This is a genomic window from Methylocella sp. CPCC 101449 (genome assembly GCF_031921685.1).
Classification (GTDB): domain Bacteria; phylum Pseudomonadota; class Alphaproteobacteria; order Rhizobiales; family Beijerinckiaceae; genus Terripilifer.
In genome coordinates, this window is the sequence record NZ_JAPDHU010000002.1 from 1,916,048 (window position 1) to 1,936,763 (window position 20,716).

Genomic DNA, 20,716 nt, shown 5'->3' on the forward strand with positions numbered 1-20,716 from the left:
CGTCAGAGAGTTGATGAAGTACCGAAGATCAAGGTGGCCTGTCCGGCCAGAACGCCGCCATTGCCATGGGCAATGGCCGTCTGCGCATCGGCGACTTGTCTTTCACCACATTCGCCGCGCAACTGCCGTGCGGCTTCGACCATGGTGAACAAACCGAACATGCCCGGATGGCAATAGGACAGTCCGCCACCCGACGTGTTCACCGGCAACTTGCCGCCTGGTGCAATAGCGCCACCTTGCACGAACCGCCCCCCCTCGCCCTTGGGGCAGAAGCCAAGATCTTCGAGAAACAGAAGCGTCGTGATGGTGAAGGCGTCATAGACCTGCACCACGTCGATGTCTTTCGCCACGAGGCCCGCCATCGCATAGGCCTGCGCGCCAGAGCGCGCCGCACCCGTATCCGTGAGGTCAGCCATCTGCGAAATCGAGTGGTGCTCCTGAGCTTCCCCATAACCCAAGAGATAGACCGGCTTCTGGCGGAGGCCCTGCGCTCGATCGGCACGTACCATAACAACCGCGGCACCACCGTCCGTCACCAGGCAACAGTCCTTGACGCCCAGCGGCGAACTCACCATCGGTGCGTTGAGAACATCGTCAATGCTTAAGGGCCGACGATCGAAGGCCTTCGGATTGAGCTGCGCCCAGTTGCGGGCCGCTACGGCGATATCCGCCAAGTCGGAGCGGGTCGTGCCGTAAAGGTGCATATGGCGCGCCGCCGCCAGAGCATAACCTGTAACAGGCAGGCGCGGCCGGAAGGGTGCATCATATTCGTTGATATCGCGTTGCGGCACGAAGGAACCGCGCGCGCTTCGCTGCGTCGAGCCGTAGGCAATGACCGCGACAGAACAGAGCCCGGCTTCGAGTGCCAACGCCGCATGCGCCGCGAGACTCTGGAATGACGCACCGCCGATATAGCTCGAGTCCATATAGCGCGGCTGAATGCCGAGATATTCACACAGCGACAATGTCGGCATACGCAATTGGCTTGCCGCAGCGAAAAGCCCGTCGACATCACCCAACGTCAGACCGCAGTCGGCGAGTGCGCTTTGGATCGCCTGGCCCATCAGATCAAGCGGTGCCGTGCCTGGAGCGACAACACCAAGATCGCTTTCCGCCACGCCGACAATGGCGCTGCCGCCACGCTTAGGGAAATTCGTCATCATGCATCCTCCCAAACAAAGACTGGGAGGGGTGGCGGCAATTTGTCGGCTTCACCTGTCACGGCGCGGAAGGTGACGCGTACGCGACGGCCGATTTCTTCCGGCTCACCCGCTGCACCTTCGACCGTCGACATCATGCGGAAACCTTCGTCCAGATCGATCAGTGCGACCGGATAGGGCTCACCCTTGATCGGATAGACACGCGAGATCGAATAGACCGTGCCGCGCCCGGCGCTGATGCGCCATTCCAGCGGCGCTTTGCCGCCATGGGGGCAGACAAGACGCGGATAGAAAACCGCCTTGTTGGTATCAGGACTGAATTGATAGGCAAGTTCTTCGGCGCGCAAGTGATCTTGCCACACCTGAAGCGGCGACCTCTCGATCTTGTTCATGGGCCTCCTTGATCGGCAGGGCATCCAGAGCCCGGCCTCCCCTTTCCTCTGGTGGTGAAAAATAAAGCGCCCGCTAGGCGGTCTCAACTTGGCTGCTCTCACCCATGCCAAACGTTTGATTATGGCTGGATAGGACTACGACGGGTGACAGGCGAAGAAATCCAGCAGAGCCGCATCGAATCCGGCTGCATTTTCAATGTTGACCGAATGCCCCCCGTCGATATCGGCGATTTCCAAGCTCGGCCAAACCTTAGCCAACGTGGCACGGCAGGCCTGGAAGGCCCGTTCATGTCGGCCGTTGACCAACAATGTAGGCACTTTTGGCACGGACCCAGGCACACCATTCAAGGACAATGCAGGCCCAATGTCCCCGATCAGCCGGATATAACTCGACGGATCGATCCGATCGGCATCCCTGCTCAACGCCTCCCGCAGGTCGGCGGGAAAGCGTCTGGCGAAGCGCGGATGGAAATGCTCGGTTCGCAACGCCCGCGCCCCATCGCGGCGCAGCCGCGCCAGGCGTTCAGCACGCGCTTCCACCTCTTGTGGCGCATCGGCTTCGCGATAGACGGTTCGCGCGTTAGTAAAGGCCTGGGCGATCACGCGCTCGGGATGATCCAATGCATAACGCAGCGTCAGGCCCGCACCAAAACTCTGACCGCACAGATACCAGCGCGCGATGCCGAGTCCGCGACGCGTCTCGTCCAGCCGCTCTACAAGCCGCTCCACGGTGATATCTTCAGGATTGGCCGGAGCACCACTGCGACCATGACCCGGCAGATCAACCAAAACCAAATTGAATGCACGGCTCAAACGCTCGCGGTTGAGCGCCCAATGGCGAGCATTGGTCAGCATTCCATGCACCAGAATGAGCCATGGTTTCTCCGACGTCGAATATGAGACAGTGCAATGCATGCCTTTTCCTAGAACATTTTCCAGCGAAGAGAAGACCGCTAGTCATAAAGACAATGCGTCCACATAGTCTCGAATGCCTCTAAATGAAAATGGCGCGGCCAGGACAAACCAAGCCACACCATCGTCGTTCGATACACGCTTCTCATTATTCGTCCGCGAACATTTCCTCACGATTGGCGCGGAAACGCGGTAAGACCATGAGCAGCATCAGAACGACCGCCAAGCCTAGCATGATCGCCGGCAACGGACTGTTGATGAAGGTCATCAACGAGCCATCGGACAGAACGAGCGCCCGGTTGAAACTTTCTTCGAGCATCGGCCCTAGAACGAAACCCAATACGAGCGGTGCCGGCTCGAATTTGAGGATTTTCAGAAGCACGCCGAAGATGCCGAAAACGGCCGTCAGATAGAGATCGAACGAAGCGAAACCGGAGGCATAAACACCGATACAGCTAAACATCACAATGCCAGGAAACAGCAGACGATAGGGCACGCTGAGCAGCTTCACCCAAATGCCCACCAGCGGCAGGTTCAAAAGCACCAGCATCAAATTGCCGATCCACATGGATGCAATGAGCCCCCAAAACAGTTCCGGGCGTGAGGTCATCACATTCGGCCCTGGCTGGATGTTGTGGATCATCAAGGCTCCAAGAATTAGCGCCATTACCGGGCTACCGGGGATGCCCAAGGTCAAAGTCGGAATGAAAGCCGTCTGCGCAGCCGCATTGTTAGCCGATTCCGGTCCCGCCACGCCCTCGATGGCGCCCTTGCCGAATTGCTCAGGATGACGCGAAACACGCTTCTCGACGCTGTAGGCAATGAAGGACGACATCGAAATACCGGCACCGGGCAGTACACCCAGAAGCGACCCTATGCCCGTGCCACGCAGGATCGGCGCAGCCATCCGCTTGAAATCTTCCCGGCTCGGCCACAAGCCGTTTATTGGATTCGTCTTGGCATCCGGCACTTCGCGGCTCGCCAAGGTCGAATAGATTTCACCGAAAGCGAAGAGCCCCACCGCCAGAACGATAAAATCGATACCGTCCCACAATTGAACCAGCCCCAGGGTGAACCGCTGCGTGCCGGTGCTGGAGTCCGTGCCGGCCAGACCAAGCAGCAGGCCGAGCACCACCATGCCGACAGCCTTCAACATCGATCCCGATGCCAATGACACCGCGCCGATGAGCCCGAGCGTCATCAAAGCGAAATAGTCTCGCGGACCAAAGCCAATCGCCACGCGCGTGAGCGGTTCCGCAAAAGCGGCAAGAAGCAGCGTGCCGAAACTGCCGGCCACAAAAGAGCCGATCGCAGCGGTTGCAATCGCCACACCCGCCCGGCCCTTGCGCGCCATCTGATAGCCATCGAGAACCGTCACGGTCGACGAGGTCTCTCCCGGCAGGCTCATGAGAATGGCAGTGGTCGATCCACCATAGGCCGAGCCATAATAGATCCCCGCCAGCATGATCAGCGCCGAAAGCGGCTCCAATCCATAGGTGAAGGGCAAGAGGATCGCGATCGTCGCCAGCGGGCCAAGCCCAGGCAACACGCCGATCAGCGTACCCAGCAGGGCTCCTATAAGAGCATAGCCGAGATTGACGAGCGTTCCGGCCGCGCCGAAACCAAGGGCAATATTGTCCCACATTTACCTAGCCTCCCCAGGGCCAGGCCGGCACCTGAAGGTCCAGCAGATAACGAAACAGCACCACGGCCGTGATCGACAAGATGAAGGCGGTTGCAAGGGCGCCCTGCAGGCTCAGCAAGCGCGAGCCAAAACCGACCAACGTGATGGTGACAGCGCAGGAGACGAACAGCCCGACCAGCGGCAACAGCAGGCCGAATAAGGCGAAGCCACCGGCGATGACCACCAGACACCATAAATGCCAAGCATCGAAACGCAGGGGCTCACCCTTTGGAGCTTTGCCGGAAAAATCCAAACCCGAGACAGCCACGCCAAGCCCAATCAAGGTCAGAAGACTTGAAAGAATGACAGGAAAGAAGCCTGGTTCCGCAGCTGTCGGACTACCAATTCCATAACTCTTCGCCGCCAAACCGGCCATGACGCCGATGGCGATCAGCACCCCTCCGCCGAGCAAATCTCGGATATCTTTTACGACCATATTCGCCTCCCTCCATCTGCTGCGCGTTCAGATGTGTCCGGCCCGCTTCTTCGGACCGGCCGCGCGCTTCAGGAATCCCTTCCCACGTGCAAAAGGGCATCCAACATGACGACGCCCTCCCCCTCGGGCCGAACAAGGATCGGATTGATTTCCGCTTCTTCGATACGACCCGAATTCGCGAGCCGCGAGACCGCGGCAATGGCGCGCGTCAGCGCTTCGAGATCACCTTTCGGCCGATTGCGATAACCCGAAAGCAAAGCGAAGCCCTTGACCTCGGCGATCATGGCACGAGCCGTTGCAAGATCGATCGGTGCCGGACGAACGGCACTGTCGCGATAGATTTCCGTCATCACTCCGCCCATCGCGACGGTGATCATCGGGCCCGCCACCGGATCACGTGTGAGGCCGACAAGCGCTTCGCCCAATCCCGTACACATCTGTTGCACGAGGATGCCCGCGAGACGATAACCTGGCCGATGTACCTGTGCCGCGGCCTTCATCGCCGTGATCGCGGTGATCAACTCGGCTCGATCCTTGATACCCACGCGGATCGCACCGGCTTCAGTCTTGTGCGGCAGATCGGATGAAACCAGTTTAGCCACGACGGGAAACGGCACCACGATGCCTTCAGGCACGGGCAGTTTCGGATCGAGAACGACAGAGACCGGCGTCGCGACACCAAGCTCCTGCATCACACGCGCGGACGTGACCTCATCTTGAGTGCCAGGACCGAGCGTATCGATCAGCTTCGCTACTGACGGCGGCAACGTCATTTCGGCATTTGCGTTCGTTTTAGCCGGCGCATCGAACAGCATGGCGATCGTTTCCGCGCAGGTCTCGACACTGCGGAAAGCCGGCACGCCACCGGCATCCAGCATCGCGAGACTTTCCGGCGCATGCGGCAGCGGGAAAGCCAAGATCGGCGCGGCATCGGGCGCTGCTTCCGCACGGGCATCAATGATCGGCGCCACCGCCAATTCCGGATTGAATTGCGCCGACGATCCGATCACCACCAGCAACATTCCTGTGGCAGGATCGGCCGAAAGTGTGTCGATCACCGCCTTCATCGCGTCGTAGCGCGCACCGGCCAGCGTCACGTCCACCAATTTGCCGTGGCCGAGTGGGATGCCTTGAGCCGACAAAGAGGCACGAGATGATTCCGAAATGCCCGCGATAGGCACACCGCGCAAGGCCAGTTGATCGACCACCATGGCGCCGCCGCCACCTGTCGTCGAGACCACGGTCACCGCGCGCGGACGCGATGGCACAGGCGCGACACGCGACAAGGTTCGTGGTGCCGCGATCAGGGTTTCGAAGGCTTCAACCTCGCGAATACCAACCGAACGCAGGAAAGCCGATACCGAACGTGCTGAGCCGGTCAATGCGCCGGTATGGGAAACCGACAGTGCCTGTCCTTCGGCGCTGCGCCCAATCATATAAGCCACGATCGGCTTGCCGCGCGCCTGCGCACCACGGGCGAAATCGGTAAGCGCCGTCCGATCGCGAATGGTCTCAAGAAAGAGAATAAAACCATCCGTGTCAGGATCGTCCAGCAGCAACTGGCCCAAGCGACCAACGCCGGCTCCCGCTTCGTTGCCCGTCGAGATCAAGACAGAAAAGCCCGTGCCCTGTGCTTGCCCGCGCGACAGCATCGTGCCGATGACGCTACCGCTTTGCGAGAGGACGGCGAGCCGACCCTTAGCAATGTCACGAGCGCCGAAAGCGGCATTCGTCGTGCAGATGAAGTCCTGCGTGGTAGCGACGATGCCGGTCGAATTCGGCCCGACAATCAGCATGCCCGCCGCTTCGGCAATCTGCATCAATCGCTTTTGCCGCTCCAAGCCTTCCGCGCCGGACTCGGCGAAACCGTCGGCCAGAATGGAGACGACTTTGACACCGGCTTTGGCGCAATCCTCCAGCGCTTCAAGCGCCGGCTCGGCATTCACCAGAATATAGGCGTGATCGACGCCACCGGGAATGTCGCTGACACGTTTGTAAGCCTTCAGTCCTGCGATCTCATCACGGGTCGGATTGACCGGATAGATTTGCCCACGCCAGCCACTGCGTTGCAAAAACTCCAGCGGCCGAGCGGTCAGCTTTCCCGCCGATCCGGAAACGCCGACCAGCGCCACGCTATCTGGTGCGATCAGCGCCTTGCGCAGTGTTGCATCGTCGTAGCGCGTCACTTGTCGCCGCGCCTCCGCTGGTCAAAGCGACGGTCGAAAATACCTTCGGCAATACGATTGCGCAGGATTTCAAGCGAGCCACCGGCGATCATCCAGCCACGCGTGCGCCGCAGGCAATATTGCGCCGTACTTTCCTCGGAAAAGCCCAGGCCGCCCATGATCTGCACAGCTTCGTTGGCGGCGAAAAAGCCGGCTTCGTTACAGGCCAGTTTGGCCAAGGCCGTATCCTGAGCTGAAGGCAGACCATTCGGCGCGTCCTGCGCATTCACCGCCGCTCGCATCAGCAGCAGCTCCGCGCCACTCAGCTTCAGCTCCATATCGGCGAATTTCCACTGCAAGCCCTGGAATTCAGCCAAAGGACGGCCGAACTGCTTGCGCACCAAAGCGTGCTCGCGCGCCAGATTGAAAGCATGGCGCCCCACCGCCACGGCGCGCGCAGAATTGCCTAGACGTTCGACGTTGAAACCGCTGATCTGCTTCTTGAAACCGCCCTCGCCCAGCAGAATGTTTTTCTTCGGGATGAAGACATTGTCAAAGAAGAGCGTCGACCAAGACTCGCCGTTCATGAAATCCGACGCCTTGCCGATGGTAAAGCCTTCCATGCCACGCTCGACCAGAACCGAGCCGATCCCGTTCGTGCCAGGGCCGAAGCGTGCATAGACCAAATAGACCCCGGCCTCGACGCTGTTCGTGCCGAAAATCTTGGTGCCGTTGAGGCGCCAGCCATCGCCATCCGGGGTCAGCGACGTCATCAGCTCGGTCACTGCCGATCCGGCTTCTGGCTCGGACATGCCCAGCGAGATCAGCGCCTTTCCAGCCAGAATATCCGGCAGAAACCGCGCCTTCTGCTCAGCCGTCGCATATTCCACGAAGGTCCGGATCGGGCCGAAATTACCTGCCTGGATCACATCGCCAGACTTGGGGCACACCTCGGCCACAGCGCGAATGGCCAGGACCGAATCCACCAGAGACCCACCGGCGCCGCCGTCTTTTTCGGGAAAAGCGATCCCGAGCAACCCCATACCGGCAAATTTCCGCGCCACATCCCAGGGATATTCCTTAGCATTGGCCCGGGCTATCGCACCCTCGGCCAGTTCGGACAAGGCAAATTTCCTGATGGAATCATAAAAAATCTGCTGTTCCTGCGTGAGTTTGAAATCCATCCGCTCCCCGGCTCGCTCCCGATTGGTCTATGGTTGAGTCTGGCCGAAGAACGCGTGGACGATAACGCCGCCTCTAGTCTCGTATGGGAAACAAAAAATTATGGCTGAACAGTACAGGAACCTGCCGCTGAACCCGCTCAGGGCCTTTGCTATTGCAGCGCAATACAACACGTTCACGGCCGCTGCGAACCATATGGGCATCAGCCAGGTCGCCATCAGCCGACAGATTTCGATCCTGGAAAATTATCTGGGCGTCAAACTCTTCGAACGCCGGGCCCGCTCGGTGAAGCTCACCGATGTCGGTCGCTCGTTCAGCCGGGAGATCGTCGGCTTATTCCACGATCTGGAACTGGCGACCCAGCGCGTTTTGCACAACGAGAGCGAGACGATCGTGCATATGCGGATCTATCCGACCCTGGTGCATTATTGGCTGCTGCCCCGCTTGAAAGGATTCTACGATAGCTATCCGGGCTATTCGGTGCGGCTCGACACGAGTGTCCAGCCGCTCGATTTTCGCGGCACCCATCTCGATCTCGCCTTCCAGCTCGGCCAGGGTACATGGAGCGAAACGCGCTGCCGCAAGCTCTTCGACGAAACGATCGACGTGGTCTGCAGTCCGGAATATGCGGAACGCTTCGACGGCTTCCGCAAACCATCGGATCTGTCCCGAGCCATGCTGCTGCACGCCAAATATCGGCGGCGGGAATGGGATCTTTGGGCGGACGCGGCCGGGGTCTCCTTGCCCGATAGCGCCGGTATGAGCTTTGAAAGCTCATTGCTGGCCTACGGAGCTGCGCGCGATGGCCTTGGCCTTGCGATCGGACAAATCGACATATTGCAGGATGAGCTGGCCTCAGGGCGGCTTGTGCGCCCGTTCAAGCGGCCAGTGCAGACCGGCTCGTCCTTTTACCTCGTCTGGCCAACCTTGAAGTCGGTCTCAATTCCGACACGGCGCTTTATCGATTGGTTGCTGACACTCAGTGGCGAACCGAACGAGTTTATGAAACGCAAAGGCAATTGAAACACAGCACTTTGCCAATGGGAACATGATCGACGTGAATGCATTCATTCACATAGCGCACTGTTTGCGGCCGGTATCTTCAGATGGCGGCCGCCCATGCTGAAAATCATCCAGCAATTCACGTGGCGCGACGTCTTGTTTTCCGTCAAAACGTTCGCCGCCGCGATGCTGGCGCTGTTCATCGCCTTCCATCTCAATCTCTCCCAACCAAGCTGGGCACTGACGACGGTCTACATTGTCTCCCAGCCGTTGGCGGGGATGGTGTTGGCCAAATCCATCTTTCGGGTTCTCGGAACGCTGATCGGCGCCGTCATGTCGCTGGTTTTCGTGGCGCTTTTTTCCAATGCGCCAGAATTGTTCTGTCTGGTTCTAGCTCTTTGGATCGGCGCAGGCACGTTCATCACCATTTATCTACGCGACGCGCCGCAGGCCTATACCGGCATGCTAGCTGGCTATTCCGCCGCCATCATCGGCCTCCCCGCGGCGCTGGCGCCTGCCACCGCCTTTGACTTTGCCGTCGCGCGCTGCCTTGAGATTACTCTCGGCATCACCTGCGCCGCACTGATGCACCACGTCGTCTTTCCCCGCCGCGCCGGCGACGCATTGCGCAAGGCCCTCGCCACCACGCTCCCGACGATGGCGCAGTGGGTTTCCGACGCCCTGCGCGGACAGGAGGGCGAAACCAAGGGCCTGGCCGATCGACGCCAGATCATATCGTCGATCCTCGCTCTCGGTTCGCTGCGCATATTCGCGGCCCTCGATACACCAACAATCCGCGTGATCGATTCCGCCATTCGCCAATTTCAGGGCAAATTGCTGTCGCTGCTCGCTTTGCTCGTCGCGGTCTACGATCGGTTCGCCATCTTGCAGCGTGACCAGCCGGCAGCGGCGGAAAAACTGCGACCACTGCTGGAGCGCGTGGTCACCCATGTCACCGAAACAGCTAATGCTGCAACACCGGAACAATCCCAACGGGAAACCGATCTGGAAATCTCATTGGCGGCCGACATCCAAGCCCATCTGCCACCAGCCCATGCCCTGAGAAGCGATCCGCAAAGCTTTCTGACACGCAGCATTCTCCTGCGTCTCAACGACATCGTGGCGATGTGGCAGGAGATCGTTTGGATACGAACCCATATTGCCGCCAATGTTCGCCTCCCCGGCGATGGCGCGGCACCATCCTTTCAACCCTATCGCGATACGATGTTCGCGTTGATCGGTGGCGCCATCTCCACCATTACCGTCCTGATCGCCAGCGCATTCTGGATTCAAACCGCTTGGCCGAACGGCCCTGCGGCTGTCACTTTTGCCGGTGTCATGTGCGCGATCATGGGCGCGCGCGACGATCCTGCAGCAGCGGCCATGACTTTCCTGAAGGTCAGCGTGGTCGGCGCCATCATCGCCGCTTTCTATCTTTTTGTTCTGTTGCCGCCGCTCAGCACCTTTCCGGCGCTGGTCGTCGCATTGGCGCCCTTCTATCTCATTTGTGGCATCTTCCTCACTGCTCCAACCGCTATTCCCTTCATCATCCCCGCAATCTTCATCGGTGGCGGCCTAATGAGCGTGTCGAACCAGATGAGCTATGATTTCGCCGCTTTCCTGAACAACTTCTTCGGCTATATGGCCGGTATCGGTATCGGCGCTTTGGCATTGGCGCTGCTGCGTCCGCTGGGATCGGGGTGGATCGTGCAACGCCTGATGCGCGGGACCCGAGTCGATCTAGCACGGGTCGCAAACCGGCAGATACCGGAATCCCGCACCAATTTCGAAAGTCGCATGTTCGATCGGATCAATGCGCTGCTGATGCGGCTCGACCCTCGCATCGCCGATCAGAGAGCGGCCATGCAAGGCGGGCTCGCCAGCCTCAGGATCGGCTTGAATATCCTGGCCCTCAGACGAAATCGCCTGCTGTTGCCGACGCAGGCTGCCCGAGCTGTCGACAGAGCTCTCACCGCCTTGGCGAATTGTTTCGACAAGGCGGCTCGGCAAGGACAAATGCCATCGCCCCTGTCCCTTCTCGAAGCGGCGCGGAACCGTGTTCTGGCCCAGCCAGAAAATGACTTACTCACCCAGACGGCCCAAGCGCTCTACGGCATCGAGACAACTTTAAGACAACATGCTGGCTTCTTCGGACTGCCAGAGCAACGCTTGCCCGCCGCCGCATCGATGGGGACTGTTGAGGCATGATCAAGGAAATCAATCTGGACGGTGTCTATTTTCCACCGCTGGTCGGCTATCTCCTGGGAACCGCCGTCGTCTGGTACATCATTCGTTACCTGCTCGATTGGTCGGGCTTCTATCGATTTGTCTGGCATCCGCCCCTGTTCAACACCGCCTTGTACGTCATTCTGCTCAGCGCCTTCGTCGGCGCGACACTTTAATATCGACGAGAGATCCACCGATGCCCCGTGTCAGTTCATGGATCCGTATTCCGGTCACTCTTGTGGTCGCTCTCGCCGCAGTTATCGCGGGCTGGTATTTGTGGCGCACATATGAGGAAAGCCCGTGGACGAGAGACGGTCGTATCCGGGCCAATGTCGTCATGGTAGCGCCCGACGTGAACGGCGCGGTGATCGACATCCGCGTCAAAGACAATCAGGAAGTCAAAATCGGCGATGTTCTTTTCACCGTCGATCCAGCCCGCTATCAGCTTGCCCTTTCTGAAGCCGAAGCGGCGCAAGCCGGCGCAAAAAGCCAGCTCGACCAAAAGCAGGAGGAACTCGAACGGCGAGAAAAGCTGAGTTCCGCCTCCATTTCGGCTGAAGCCCTCAACCAGGCGCGCACCGCGGTGCTCGCGGCTCAGGCCGCTTATGACCAGGCTGTCGCCTCCTATAGGGTTGCGAAACTCAATCTGGCCCGGACAGAGGTGCGAACGCCGGTCAACGGCTACGTCACCAATCTGCTGATGGGCCGGGGCGACTATGCCACCGCCGGGCGTGCCATGCTGGCGATTGTCGACAGCGACTCCTATTATGTCGCCGGCTACTTCGAAGAAACCAAACTGCGCCGCATCCGCGCTGGCGACAAAGTCTCCATCCGACTGATGGCCTATGAGCCGGCGATGAGCGGCCACGTCGAAAGCGTGGCACGCGCCATCACCGATCGCGACAATGCCCTGGGCAGCGATCTGGTGGCCAACGTCAATCCGACATTTAGCTGGGTGCGTCTGGCGCAACGCATTCCCGTTCGCATTGCGATCGACCAAATTCCGCCCGGCATTACATTGAGCGCCGGCATGACAGCGACCATCGTCGTGACCGAGCAGACGGACGAACGCGAAGCGGGCCATAGTCGCCGGCACGGGCTCAGCCTAAAGTTGCTATAAAGCTATAGCAATAAGTGTTTTCCATGCTAAACTCCATCATAGCTGTCCTGGAGTGCGTATGAAGCCCCGTGAGTTAGACACGTCGATCGCATCTCCCGCCGCTTCGGCTTTTCTCGCCGAGCGTTCGCCGATGCCGCTCTATCACCGGCTTTACGTCATTTTGCGCGACCGGATCGCCAGCGGCACCCACCCGGCCGGATCTGTTTTGCCGAGCGAAAACGAGCTTGCCGAAGCTTTTGGCGTCAGCCGCATCACGGCCAAGCGTGCCTTGGACGAATTGGCGACCGAAAGCCTAGTCGAGCGGGTGCGCGGACGTGGCACCACGGTCACCGGCCAAGCCGCAGCTCTTATCGGCGCGCGGCCCATCAGCGCCAGCATCGACGGCCTGCTGGAAAGCCTGAATGCCATTGGCCGCGAAACTTCGGTCGACGTGATCGAGTTCGGTTATGTCCAACCACCGGATTTTGCCCGCGTCCCCCTGGCGCTCGATCCTGGCGCTCTGGTGCAACGGGCAGTACGCGTGCGCAGCATCGACGGCGCTCCGCTGTCGCAATCGACCACTTATGTACCCGAGCGGGTCGGCCGCGCTTACGGTGCGAAAGATCTGGAGCGAACCGCACTCATCGATCTTCTGGAGCGAGCAGGCTTGGTCGTCGGCACGGCCGAACAATCGATCACCGCGACCTTGGCCGACACTCTAACGGCCTCTCGCCTCAAGGTGGGCGTCGGCGCACCGCTCCTTTTGATGAAACGCTGCGTCAAGGACACGGAGGGCAAGCCGGTCCAGTATATCGAAATCCTCTATCGTCCGGATCGCTTCGAATATCGCATGTCGCTAACGCGCGATCAGACCGCCGGCCACGGCCGGTTCGAAGCCGAACCTTCGACCACGAGCATGAAACGAAAGAAGCCACAACCGCGATCGACGCAATCAAAAATGCAGAAGGGGAAAAGGCGATGAGCAGAAGCACAGGCAACAACCTTCGAATCACGCGGCGCCGAATGATGGCGGGAACGGCCGGCCTCGGCCTCGCCAGCATCGGCATGCCAGCCGTGCTGCGCGCACAGAACCAGACCTTGAAAATCGGTATTTTGCATCCGGTGACGGGAGGCTTGGCCTATGAGGGCGAGCAAAGCCGCAAGGGTGCGCTGCTGGCGCTGGAAGAAATCAACGCCGCCGGCGGCATCAAATCGATGGGCGGGGCGAAGCTCGAAGCCATTCTGGCGGACGCCCAGTCGAAGCCCGAGGTTGGCGCTGCCGAGGTCGATCGGCTCGCCGAAGCCGGCGTTCTCGCCATCCAAGGACCTTATGCATCCGGCATCGCGCTCGCGACGACCCAAGCGGCGGCAAAACACAATCTACCTCATCTTGTCGATGTAGGCGTCGTCGATCAGATCGTGACACGCGGCCTGCCGAATACGTTCCGCTTTGCGCCAGGCTTCGGCAAGGTCACGTCCTTCGCGCTCGAAGCGCTCCAAAAGATCAACGCGGCGGCGGGCAATCCGGCCAAGACGGCCGTCATCGTCCATGAAGATGGTGCTTTCGGCGCCGGCATGGCGAAGCTTCTCAACGAAAAGCTGCCTGGGCTTGGCATTCAGGTGCTCCAGACCCTGAGCCACCCCACCCCGCAACGCGATTTCACCAACATCGCGCTGCAGATTAGGCAAGCCAATCCTGATCTCATCATACCGTCGAACTACAAGAACGACTTCATTCTGATGGCCCGCACGCTGCGGCAGCAGCGTGTGCGGCCGAAAGTGGCCAATTACGCGCTGCTCGGAGGCGCGGCATCGAATGTCGCTTTCGCCAAGCAATACCCTGATGCCGCCGAATATATGATGGACTGCAACCACTGGTACAATCCGACCAAGGAACTGTCGAAAGCCTTTGCGAAGAAAGTCGCTGAGAAGGGTTGGGACCTGACTTATGAAGTGATGCTGAATTATTCTTGCATGCGCGTGCTTGCCGACGCACTTGAGCGTGCGGCCGCGCCCGATCGCGCCAAGATCACCAGCGCACTCGCCTCCTCGACCTATAACGATCACATCATGCCTTATGGCCCGACGAAATTCGTCAACGGTCAGAACGAGGGTGCGCAACCGGCCAATACGCAGATCCTCAAAGGCAATATCGAGGTCATCTATCCCAACGAATTCGCCTCAGCGAATACCGTTTTCCCGATCCCGCAAAACGGCTGATCGGGCGTTTCGCGCGGCGTTCAACAATGGTCAATTTCAGTCTGCTTTTACCCGCCGTGCTGAACGGAGTGACGACGGGGGCGATTTACGCCCTCATCGCACTCGGACTGACGCTGATCTATGGCGTATTGCACATTATCAATTTCGCGCACGGCAGCCTATTGATGCTGGCGCTCTATGCGGCCTTCTTTCTTTATACTCTGGCCGGCATCGATCCCTATGTAGCGGTGCTGATCCTGGTGCCGGCCTTTTTCGTTCTGGGTTATGGCCTGCAACGCTTCGTCATCCAACCAACCAGTCATGGGCGTGATGAGAATATTCTCCTTGTCACCCTGGGCCTTGCCATCATCATCGACAATCTCGCGCTCTGGCTGTGGACATCGACGACACGCACCATCGACACTTGGTATGCGTTTGAGGTGGTCGACTTGGGTTTTGCCTTCATCCCGCTGCCGAAGGTCATCGCCTTTTTTGGTGCCCTCGCTTTTGCCGCCCTCTTGTGGGCGTTGATCACCTTCACCGATCTGGGCCGAGCGATCCGGGCCGTGGCGCGAGAACGTGATGGCGCGCGCCTGGTCGGCATTCGCGTCGAGCATGTTTATGCCATGACGTTTGGCATCGGCACGGCAGCAGTGGCCGCCGCGGCCTGCTTTCTCCTGCCAACATTCTATGTCACGCCCCAGGTCGGCTATGCCTTCGTGCTTGTCGCCTTCACGACAGTCGTGCTCGGTGGCATGGGTAGTTTCGTCGGCGCGCTGAGTGCCGGGCTCCTGCTCGGCATCGTCGAATCCCTCGGCGGCCTTTATCTCGGCGAGAGCTTGGGCCAGCTCGGCATTTTCGTCATTTTCATCCTCATCCTGCTGTTTCGTCCGATGGGACTGTTTGGAGCCCGCGCATGACCGCCAAAATCACAGGTGCGGTCTTGCTGGCATTGCTTTTCTGCGTACCCTTTGCCGTTCAGTCCGAATTTTGGCTGTCGTTCTGGCTGCTCGTCCTAATGTACGCCTTCCTGGGCCAGGCGTGGAACGTGCTAGGCGGCTACGGTGGCCAGTTCTCCTTCGGCCATGCGCTGTTCTTTGGCATCGGCGCTTTCGGCACTGCCATCCTACAGGTCCGTCATGGCCTAAACGCTTATGCGGCTGGAGCCATCGCCATCGCGCTTGGCGCCATCGTCGGCTGCGCGGTGGGTCTTCTCGTCTTTCGGTATCGACTGCGCGGCGCCTATTTCGCGCTTGTCACGCTCGCCTTCGCTGAAGTCGCCCGCATCCTTATTTCCTCTTTTGACTATACCGGCAGCGGCTTTGGCATGCTGGTGCCACTGGCGCGCGGAGCGGCCAACTTTCAATTCGAGGATCGGCGGATTTTCTACGTCATCGCCTGGACCCTCGTGGTAATCGGTGCCTTGATTGCTTGGTGGCTTGAAAATTCCCGTTTCGGCGCGCGGTTGATGGCCGTCCGCGAAAACGAGGATGCGGCTCAGGCCCTCGGCATCAATCTCATCCGCACCAAGGTCTTCGCCATTACCCTCTCGGGCGCGATGGCGGCCACCGTCGGCGTCTTCTACGTGCAAAATTTCCTCTTCGTCGACAGCCACCTGGCTTTCGGTCCCGCCATGTCGATCGAAGCCCTCTTGGTCTCGATCATTGGCGGTATGGGAACGATGTTCGGTCCCCTGTTCGGCGCGGTGGTTCTGCACGCTCTGGGCGAAGCGGCCAAACAAGTGACTGGCAATGCCCCGGGACTCAACCTCGCCTTTTATGGCCTCCTGCTCATTCTGGCTCTGCGCTTCCTGCCAAATGGTATAACCGGTCTGTTGTCTCGCCGCATGGCTCGACGCTCTTCGGAGCGCGCCCATGCTTGAAGTGCGCGAGCTGAGCAAACGGTTTGGCGGCATCCAAGCAGTGAACACCGCGTCGCTTGACGTATATGAAAACGAGATCGTCGCCCTGCTCGGTCCCAACGGTGCCGGCAAGACGACATTATTCGCGGCCATCGCCGGCTTCGTGCGGCCGGATAGCGGCAATGTGCGATTGGCCGGCCGCGACATCACGAGCTTGCCGCCTCACGTCATCTGCGCCCGCGGGCTCGTGCGGACGTTCCAAATCGTCCAGCCCTTTGGCGCCTTGACCGTGCGCGAGAATATCGCCGTCGGCGCGCACCTCCACCATGCATCCCGACGCCAGGCACTCGCCCGAGCGGAAGACGTGGCGGAAAAGGTCGGCCTCGGCCCGCGCCTCAATCAGCCAGCCGCCACATTGACCGTTGCCGGACGCAAGCGCCTCGAATTGGCCCGCGCCCTGGCCACCGATCCCAAACTGCTTTTGCTTGATGAAGTAATGGCCGGCCTCAACCCAATGGAAGTGTCCGAAATCGTACCGGTCATCCAGGCGATCCGTGGCAGTGGCGTGACCATTTTGCTGATCGAACACGTCATGCAAGCCGTCGTCAGCCTCGCTGAACGTGCTTACGTTCTCAACAACGGCCGTATCATCGCTTCCGGCACCACCGCCGAAATCGCCAGCGATCCTCAGGTGATCGAAGCCTATCTCGGTCACGGTGCTGCAGCGCGTGTGCAAAGCCGGCTGGAGGCGCGCCATGCTCCTTGAGGTAGACCGGCTGGAAGCTGGTTATGGCGTGGTGCCGGTGCTACGCGGCCTCAGCCTCCATGTCGCTTCGGGCGAGGTGATCGCCGTCCTGGGTGCCAATGGTGCCGGCAAATCCACACTCAACCGCGTGCTGAGCGGACTGATGCCGCCTTGGAATGGCCACGTGCGTTTCGAGGGTGTCGAGACCACGGGTCATGATGCGGCGGCCATGGTCGAAGCAGGCCTGGTACATGTGCCGGAAGGTCGCCGCGTTTTTCCCAATCTCAACGTACGTGAAAATCTGGAATTGGGAAGTTATCGGCGCGGGCGCCCCCGCCGCAGGCAGAATTTGGAGCGTGCCTTCGAAATCTTCCCGAGGCTGAAGGAACGAACCGGCCAAGCCGCTGGCACATTGTCCGGTGGCGAACAGCAAATGCTCGCCATTGCCCGCGGCCTGATGGCGGAACCGAAACTTCTAATTCTAGATGAACCGTCGCTTGGCCTGTCGCCCCTCTTGGTCGAGGAGATGTTCGGCTTGGTCCAGCGCATTCGCGAGGATGGGCTCGGCATCCTTCTTGTCGAACAGAACGTGGTCCAGTCCCTAGCCATCGCCTCGCGCGCCTACATGCTGGAAAACGGCGCCTTCACGCTGGAAGGGCCGGCCGCCACCCTGCTCGAGAATCCGCAACTCAAAAAAGCCTATCTGGGCTTATGAGCTGGAGTTTTAAAATGACTGATCTCGATCCTGTTACGCTCGCCGTCCTCAAAGGGCGGCTCGAACAGATCGCGGACGAGATGGATGCGACGCTGTTCCGCTCCGCTTTCAATCCGATTATCGCGGAAGCACGCGATGCCAGCCATGGCCTTTATCATGCGGCAACAGGCGATACCCTGGTGCAAGGCAAGGCAGGCTTGCCGATTTTCGTTGGTGCCATGGCTTTCGCCGTCCGAGCGGTGATCGAAAAATCGAAGCGGCAGGGCTATCTTGCCGACGGTGACGTCTATATTTTCAATGACCCCTATGATGGCGGTACACATCTTTCTGATTTCAAATTGGTGCGGCCATTCTTCCGCAATGGGCAGGTTTTCTGCTGGCTCGCCTCTGTCGGTCACTGGCACGACGTCGGCGGCAATGTGCCAGGAAACTACAACCCGATCGCGACCGAATGCTTTCAGGAAGGCATGCTGATCCCGCCGGTCAAACTCTTCGCCAAGGGCGAGATACGCACCGACGTGATCGATATCGTGACCGCCAATTCGCGTCTGCCGAATAGCGCCTATGGCGATCTCAATGGCCAGATTAATGCGCTCGATCTTGGTGTACGCCGCCTCTCAGCCCTGCTCGACGAATACGGCGACGACACGATCGCTGCTGCACTTTCGCAGCTCCGCCTACGTGCCGGGCAGCTCATGCGTGCCAATATTGCCGAATTGAAAGACGGAACCTATTCGGCGGAAGACTTTCTCGACAATGATGGCATTAAGGATGAGCCGCTGAAGATTGCCCTCGATCTCAAGATCGAAGGTGGAACGATGACGTTCGACTTCTCGCGCTGCTCGCCAGCCTGCGCCGGACCGCTCAACATCGCCCGCTCAACCACGATCGCCGCTTGCTATGTGGCATTGAAACATATCTTCCAGGATGTGCCCGCCAATGCCGGCGTGCTTGATCCCATCAGCTTCGTCATACCCGAAGGCACCCTGCTCGCGGCGACCGCGCCAAAACCTGTCGGCGGTTATACCGAAACCATTCTGCGCATGATCGATACCGTGTTCGTTGCCTTGGCCCAGGCCTGCCCCGATCGCGTCAACGGTTGCGCCTACGGAACGATCAATGCCCTCTCGCTCGCCGGACATCGCAAGGACGGACGGCGCTGGGTCATGTTCTCCTTCTTCGGCGGTGGCCATGGCGGGCACCCCAACGGCGATGGCCTCAATCACGGCAATGCCCCGATTTCGACGGCGACAATTCCACCGGTCGAAATTCTTGAGGCGGCCTACCCAGTGATGTTCACCCGCTGGGCGTTGCGGCCCGACAGTGGCGGTCCCGGCCGCAGCCGCGGCGGCCTCGGCGCCATCTATGAAATCGAACTCCTCGAAGAGCAGGCTGACGTCTTCCTCTTTGGCGAACGCGGCCGTTTCGCCCCGCCTGGCGTGCTCGGCGGCGGTGCAGCGGCGCTCAACCGTTTCACGGTTCACCGAGATGACGGCCAGGAAGAGACCCCGCCCATGGCGTCCAAATGGGTCGGCATCAAACTGGCAAAAGGCGAGCGCGTGCGGCTGGAAACGCCAGGCGGTGGCGGCTACGGCCCGGTGAGCGAGCGCCCGACCGCCGCTGTGAAGCGGGATCTGGAAAATGGCTACGTGAGCAAAGACGCGGCGCAGGCGGTCTATGGCGTAAAGGGCGCGGCATGAGCGGACGACTGGTTATCGGTGTCGACGTTGGTGGCACATTCACGGACCTTTTCTTCCTCGACGAAGCCAGCGGGCGTAGTTGGATCGGCAAGGTGCCGTCCACGCGTGGGCGCGAAGCGATCGGCTTTCTCAACGGCGTGCGTCAGGGGACCGATGATCTCAGTCAGGTCGCGACCGTCGTCCATGGCACCACGGTCGGCACCAATGCTTTGCTGGAGCGCAAAGGCGGCAAGGCCGGCGTCATCGCAACCGAAGGCTTTCGCGATGTGCTGGAAATGCGTCGGCGCGACCGGCCGCAAACCTGGGGCCTGTGGGGCCAGTTCGAGCCCGTCGTCCCGCGCGAACGGCGCGTCGAGGTACGCGAGCGCGTATTGGCCGACGGCACCGTTCATCAAGCCATCGATCCAGAGGATGTGAAGGCCCGCGCCCGCGACCTGCTCGCCTTGGGTGCTCAAGCCGTAGCCGTGACTTTCATCAATTCGTACGCGAATGGACAGAACGAACGCATCGCGGCCGAAGCCCTGAAGAGTGTCTGGCCGAACGCCTATGTGAACATATCGAGCGAAATCCTGCCCGAAATTCGCGAATTCGAGCGAACCTCCACCACTGTCCTCAATGCCTATCTGCAACCCGTGGTGGCCGATTATCTCGATCGCCTGGAAGCGGATCTCAACGCGCAGGGCTTTACCGGCCAGCTTTTGATCGTGCAGTCGAATGGCGGTGTGATGACGATCGAGACGGCCAAGGCCCGTCCCGTCCGCACCGCGCTTTCCGGCCCTGCCGCCGGCGTGATCGCCGCCGCGCATATCGCCGAAACCGCCGGCTTTCCGAATGTCGTGACGGGCGACATCGGCGGCACGAGCTTCGACGTTTCGCTGATTGCGGGCGGACAAACAGCACTCGCCGCGCAAACCGCCATCGATTTCGGCCTCGTCGTGCGCACGCCGATGATCGAGATCACCACCATTGGCGCGGGCGGCGGCTCCATTGCTTCCGTCGATCGCGGCGGTTTGCTGCAAGTCGGCCCGGAATCCGCCGGCGCCGTTCCAGGACCCGTTTGCTATGGCCAGGGCAACGATCGGCCAACATTGACCGATGCCAATGTGGTGCTCGGCCGGATCAATGCCGAACGGCCGATCGGTGGCGGTCTCGCCCGGCTCGATGTCGAGGCTGCGAAAGCGGCCATCGCCAAACATATCGGCGATCCGCTTGGCCTCGATCCGGTTGCTGCCGCCGAA

19 protein-coding genes are annotated in these 20,716 nt (G+C 60.1%); 12 read left to right on the forward strand and 7 right to left on the reverse strand.

From position 1 onward, the window contains the following. Window positions 1–2: 2 nt before the first annotated feature. The 7 genes from OIM99_RS20085 to OIM99_RS20115 all read right to left on the reverse strand — a co-directional run bounded on the left by OIM99_RS20085 (window position 3) and on the right by OIM99_RS20115 (window position 7,933). A complete protein-coding gene (locus OIM99_RS20085) occupies window positions 3–1,160 on the reverse strand; it encodes an acetyl-CoA acetyltransferase (RefSeq protein ID WP_311852230.1) in 1,158 nt (385 codons plus the stop codon). Further along, window positions 1,160–1,552, reverse strand: coding sequence for an OB-fold domain-containing protein (locus tag OIM99_RS20090; RefSeq protein WP_311852231.1), 393 nt, complete (start codon window positions 1,550–1,552; stop codon window positions 1,160–1,162). Before OIM99_RS20090 ends, OIM99_RS20085 begins: the two co-directional genes overlap by 1 nt. A 135-nt stretch (window positions 1,553–1,687) precedes the next feature. Further along, on the reverse strand, window positions 1,688–2,467 hold the full coding sequence (locus OIM99_RS20095) for an alpha/beta hydrolase (protein ID WP_311852232.1): 780 nt from the start codon (window positions 2,465–2,467) through the stop codon (window positions 1,688–1,690). A gap of 145 nt (window positions 2,468–2,612) precedes the next feature. Next, window positions 2,613–4,109 carry a tripartite tricarboxylate transporter permease gene (locus tag OIM99_RS20100; protein WP_311852233.1) on the reverse strand — a complete coding sequence of 499 codons (1,497 nt, stop codon included), beginning with the start codon at window positions 4,107–4,109 and terminating at the stop codon, window positions 2,613–2,615. A 4-nt stretch (window positions 4,110–4,113) separates the two neighbouring features. Then, a complete protein-coding gene (locus OIM99_RS20105) occupies window positions 4,114–4,584 on the reverse strand; it encodes a tripartite tricarboxylate transporter TctB family protein (RefSeq protein WP_311852234.1) in 471 nt (156 codons plus the stop codon). Window positions 4,585–4,652: 68 nt separating this feature from the next. Further along, complete coding sequence (locus OIM99_RS20110; protein ID WP_311852235.1) at window positions 4,653–6,770, reverse strand: acetate--CoA ligase family protein; 2,118 nt, start codon at window positions 6,768–6,770, stop codon at window positions 4,653–4,655. Next, complete coding sequence (locus OIM99_RS20115) at window positions 6,767–7,933, reverse strand: acyl-CoA dehydrogenase (protein WP_311852236.1); 1,167 nt, start codon at window positions 7,931–7,933, stop codon at window positions 6,767–6,769. The genes OIM99_RS20110 and OIM99_RS20115 overlap by 4 nt, the downstream gene beginning before the upstream one ends. Window positions 7,934–8,033: 100 nt before the next feature. Here OIM99_RS20115 and OIM99_RS20120 point away from each other — a divergent pair, with 100 nt between their 5' ends. The 12 genes from OIM99_RS20120 to OIM99_RS20175 form a co-directional block, all read left to right on the forward strand. Further along, window positions 8,034–8,954 carry a LysR substrate-binding domain-containing protein gene (locus OIM99_RS20120; RefSeq protein ID WP_311852237.1) on the forward strand — a complete coding sequence of 307 codons (921 nt, stop codon included), beginning with the start codon at window positions 8,034–8,036 and terminating at the stop codon, window positions 8,952–8,954. 96 nt (window positions 8,955–9,050) lie between these two features. Beyond that, window positions 9,051–11,141, forward strand: a complete 2,091-nt coding sequence (locus OIM99_RS20125; RefSeq protein ID WP_311852238.1) for an FUSC family protein — start codon at window positions 9,051–9,053, stop codon at window positions 11,139–11,141. Continuing rightward, window positions 11,138–11,335, forward strand: coding sequence for a DUF1656 domain-containing protein (locus OIM99_RS20130; protein ID WP_311852239.1), 198 nt, complete (start codon window positions 11,138–11,140; stop codon window positions 11,333–11,335). Before OIM99_RS20125 ends, OIM99_RS20130 begins: the two co-directional genes overlap by 4 nt. A 20-nt stretch (window positions 11,336–11,355) precedes the next feature. Further along, on the forward strand, window positions 11,356–12,279 hold the full coding sequence (locus OIM99_RS20135; protein WP_311852240.1) for an HlyD family secretion protein: 924 nt from the start codon (window positions 11,356–11,358) through the stop codon (window positions 12,277–12,279). 58 nt (window positions 12,280–12,337) lie between these two features. Further along, the gene (locus OIM99_RS20140) at window positions 12,338–13,240 is read left to right on the forward strand and encodes a GntR family transcriptional regulator (RefSeq protein WP_311852241.1); all 903 of its coding nucleotides are present in this window, start codon (window positions 12,338–12,340) and stop codon (window positions 13,238–13,240) included. Then, entirely contained in the window at window positions 13,237–14,478 is a 1,242-nt protein-coding gene (locus OIM99_RS20145) for an ABC transporter substrate-binding protein (protein ID WP_311852242.1), read from the forward strand. The genes OIM99_RS20140 and OIM99_RS20145 overlap by 4 nt, the downstream gene beginning before the upstream one ends. Window positions 14,479–14,504: 26 nt before the next feature. Continuing rightward, complete coding sequence (locus OIM99_RS20150) at window positions 14,505–15,377, forward strand: branched-chain amino acid ABC transporter permease (protein WP_311852243.1); 873 nt, start codon at window positions 14,505–14,507, stop codon at window positions 15,375–15,377. Next, window positions 15,374–16,339 (forward strand): branched-chain amino acid ABC transporter permease, encoded by a 966-nt coding sequence (locus tag OIM99_RS20155; protein WP_311852244.1) that lies wholly within the window; start codon window positions 15,374–15,376, stop codon window positions 16,337–16,339. The genes OIM99_RS20150 and OIM99_RS20155 overlap by 4 nt, the downstream gene beginning before the upstream one ends. Beyond that, window positions 16,332–17,084 (forward strand): ABC transporter ATP-binding protein, encoded by a 753-nt coding sequence (locus OIM99_RS20160; RefSeq protein WP_311852245.1) that lies wholly within the window; start codon window positions 16,332–16,334, stop codon window positions 17,082–17,084. The genes OIM99_RS20155 and OIM99_RS20160 overlap by 8 nt, the downstream gene beginning before the upstream one ends. Next, on the forward strand, window positions 17,074–17,778 hold the full coding sequence (locus OIM99_RS20165) for an ABC transporter ATP-binding protein (protein ID WP_311852246.1): 705 nt from the start codon (window positions 17,074–17,076) through the stop codon (window positions 17,776–17,778). The genes OIM99_RS20160 and OIM99_RS20165 overlap by 11 nt, the downstream gene beginning before the upstream one ends. 14 nt (window positions 17,779–17,792) lie before the next feature. Further along, the gene (locus OIM99_RS20170; RefSeq protein ID WP_311852247.1) at window positions 17,793–19,478 is read left to right on the forward strand and encodes a hydantoinase B/oxoprolinase family protein; all 1,686 of its coding nucleotides are present in this window, start codon (window positions 17,793–17,795) and stop codon (window positions 19,476–19,478) included. After that, on the forward strand, window positions 19,475–20,716 hold a 1,242-nt coding region (locus tag OIM99_RS20175; protein ID WP_311852248.1), incomplete at its 3' end, for a hydantoinase/oxoprolinase family protein. The genes OIM99_RS20170 and OIM99_RS20175, both read left to right, overlap by 4 nt.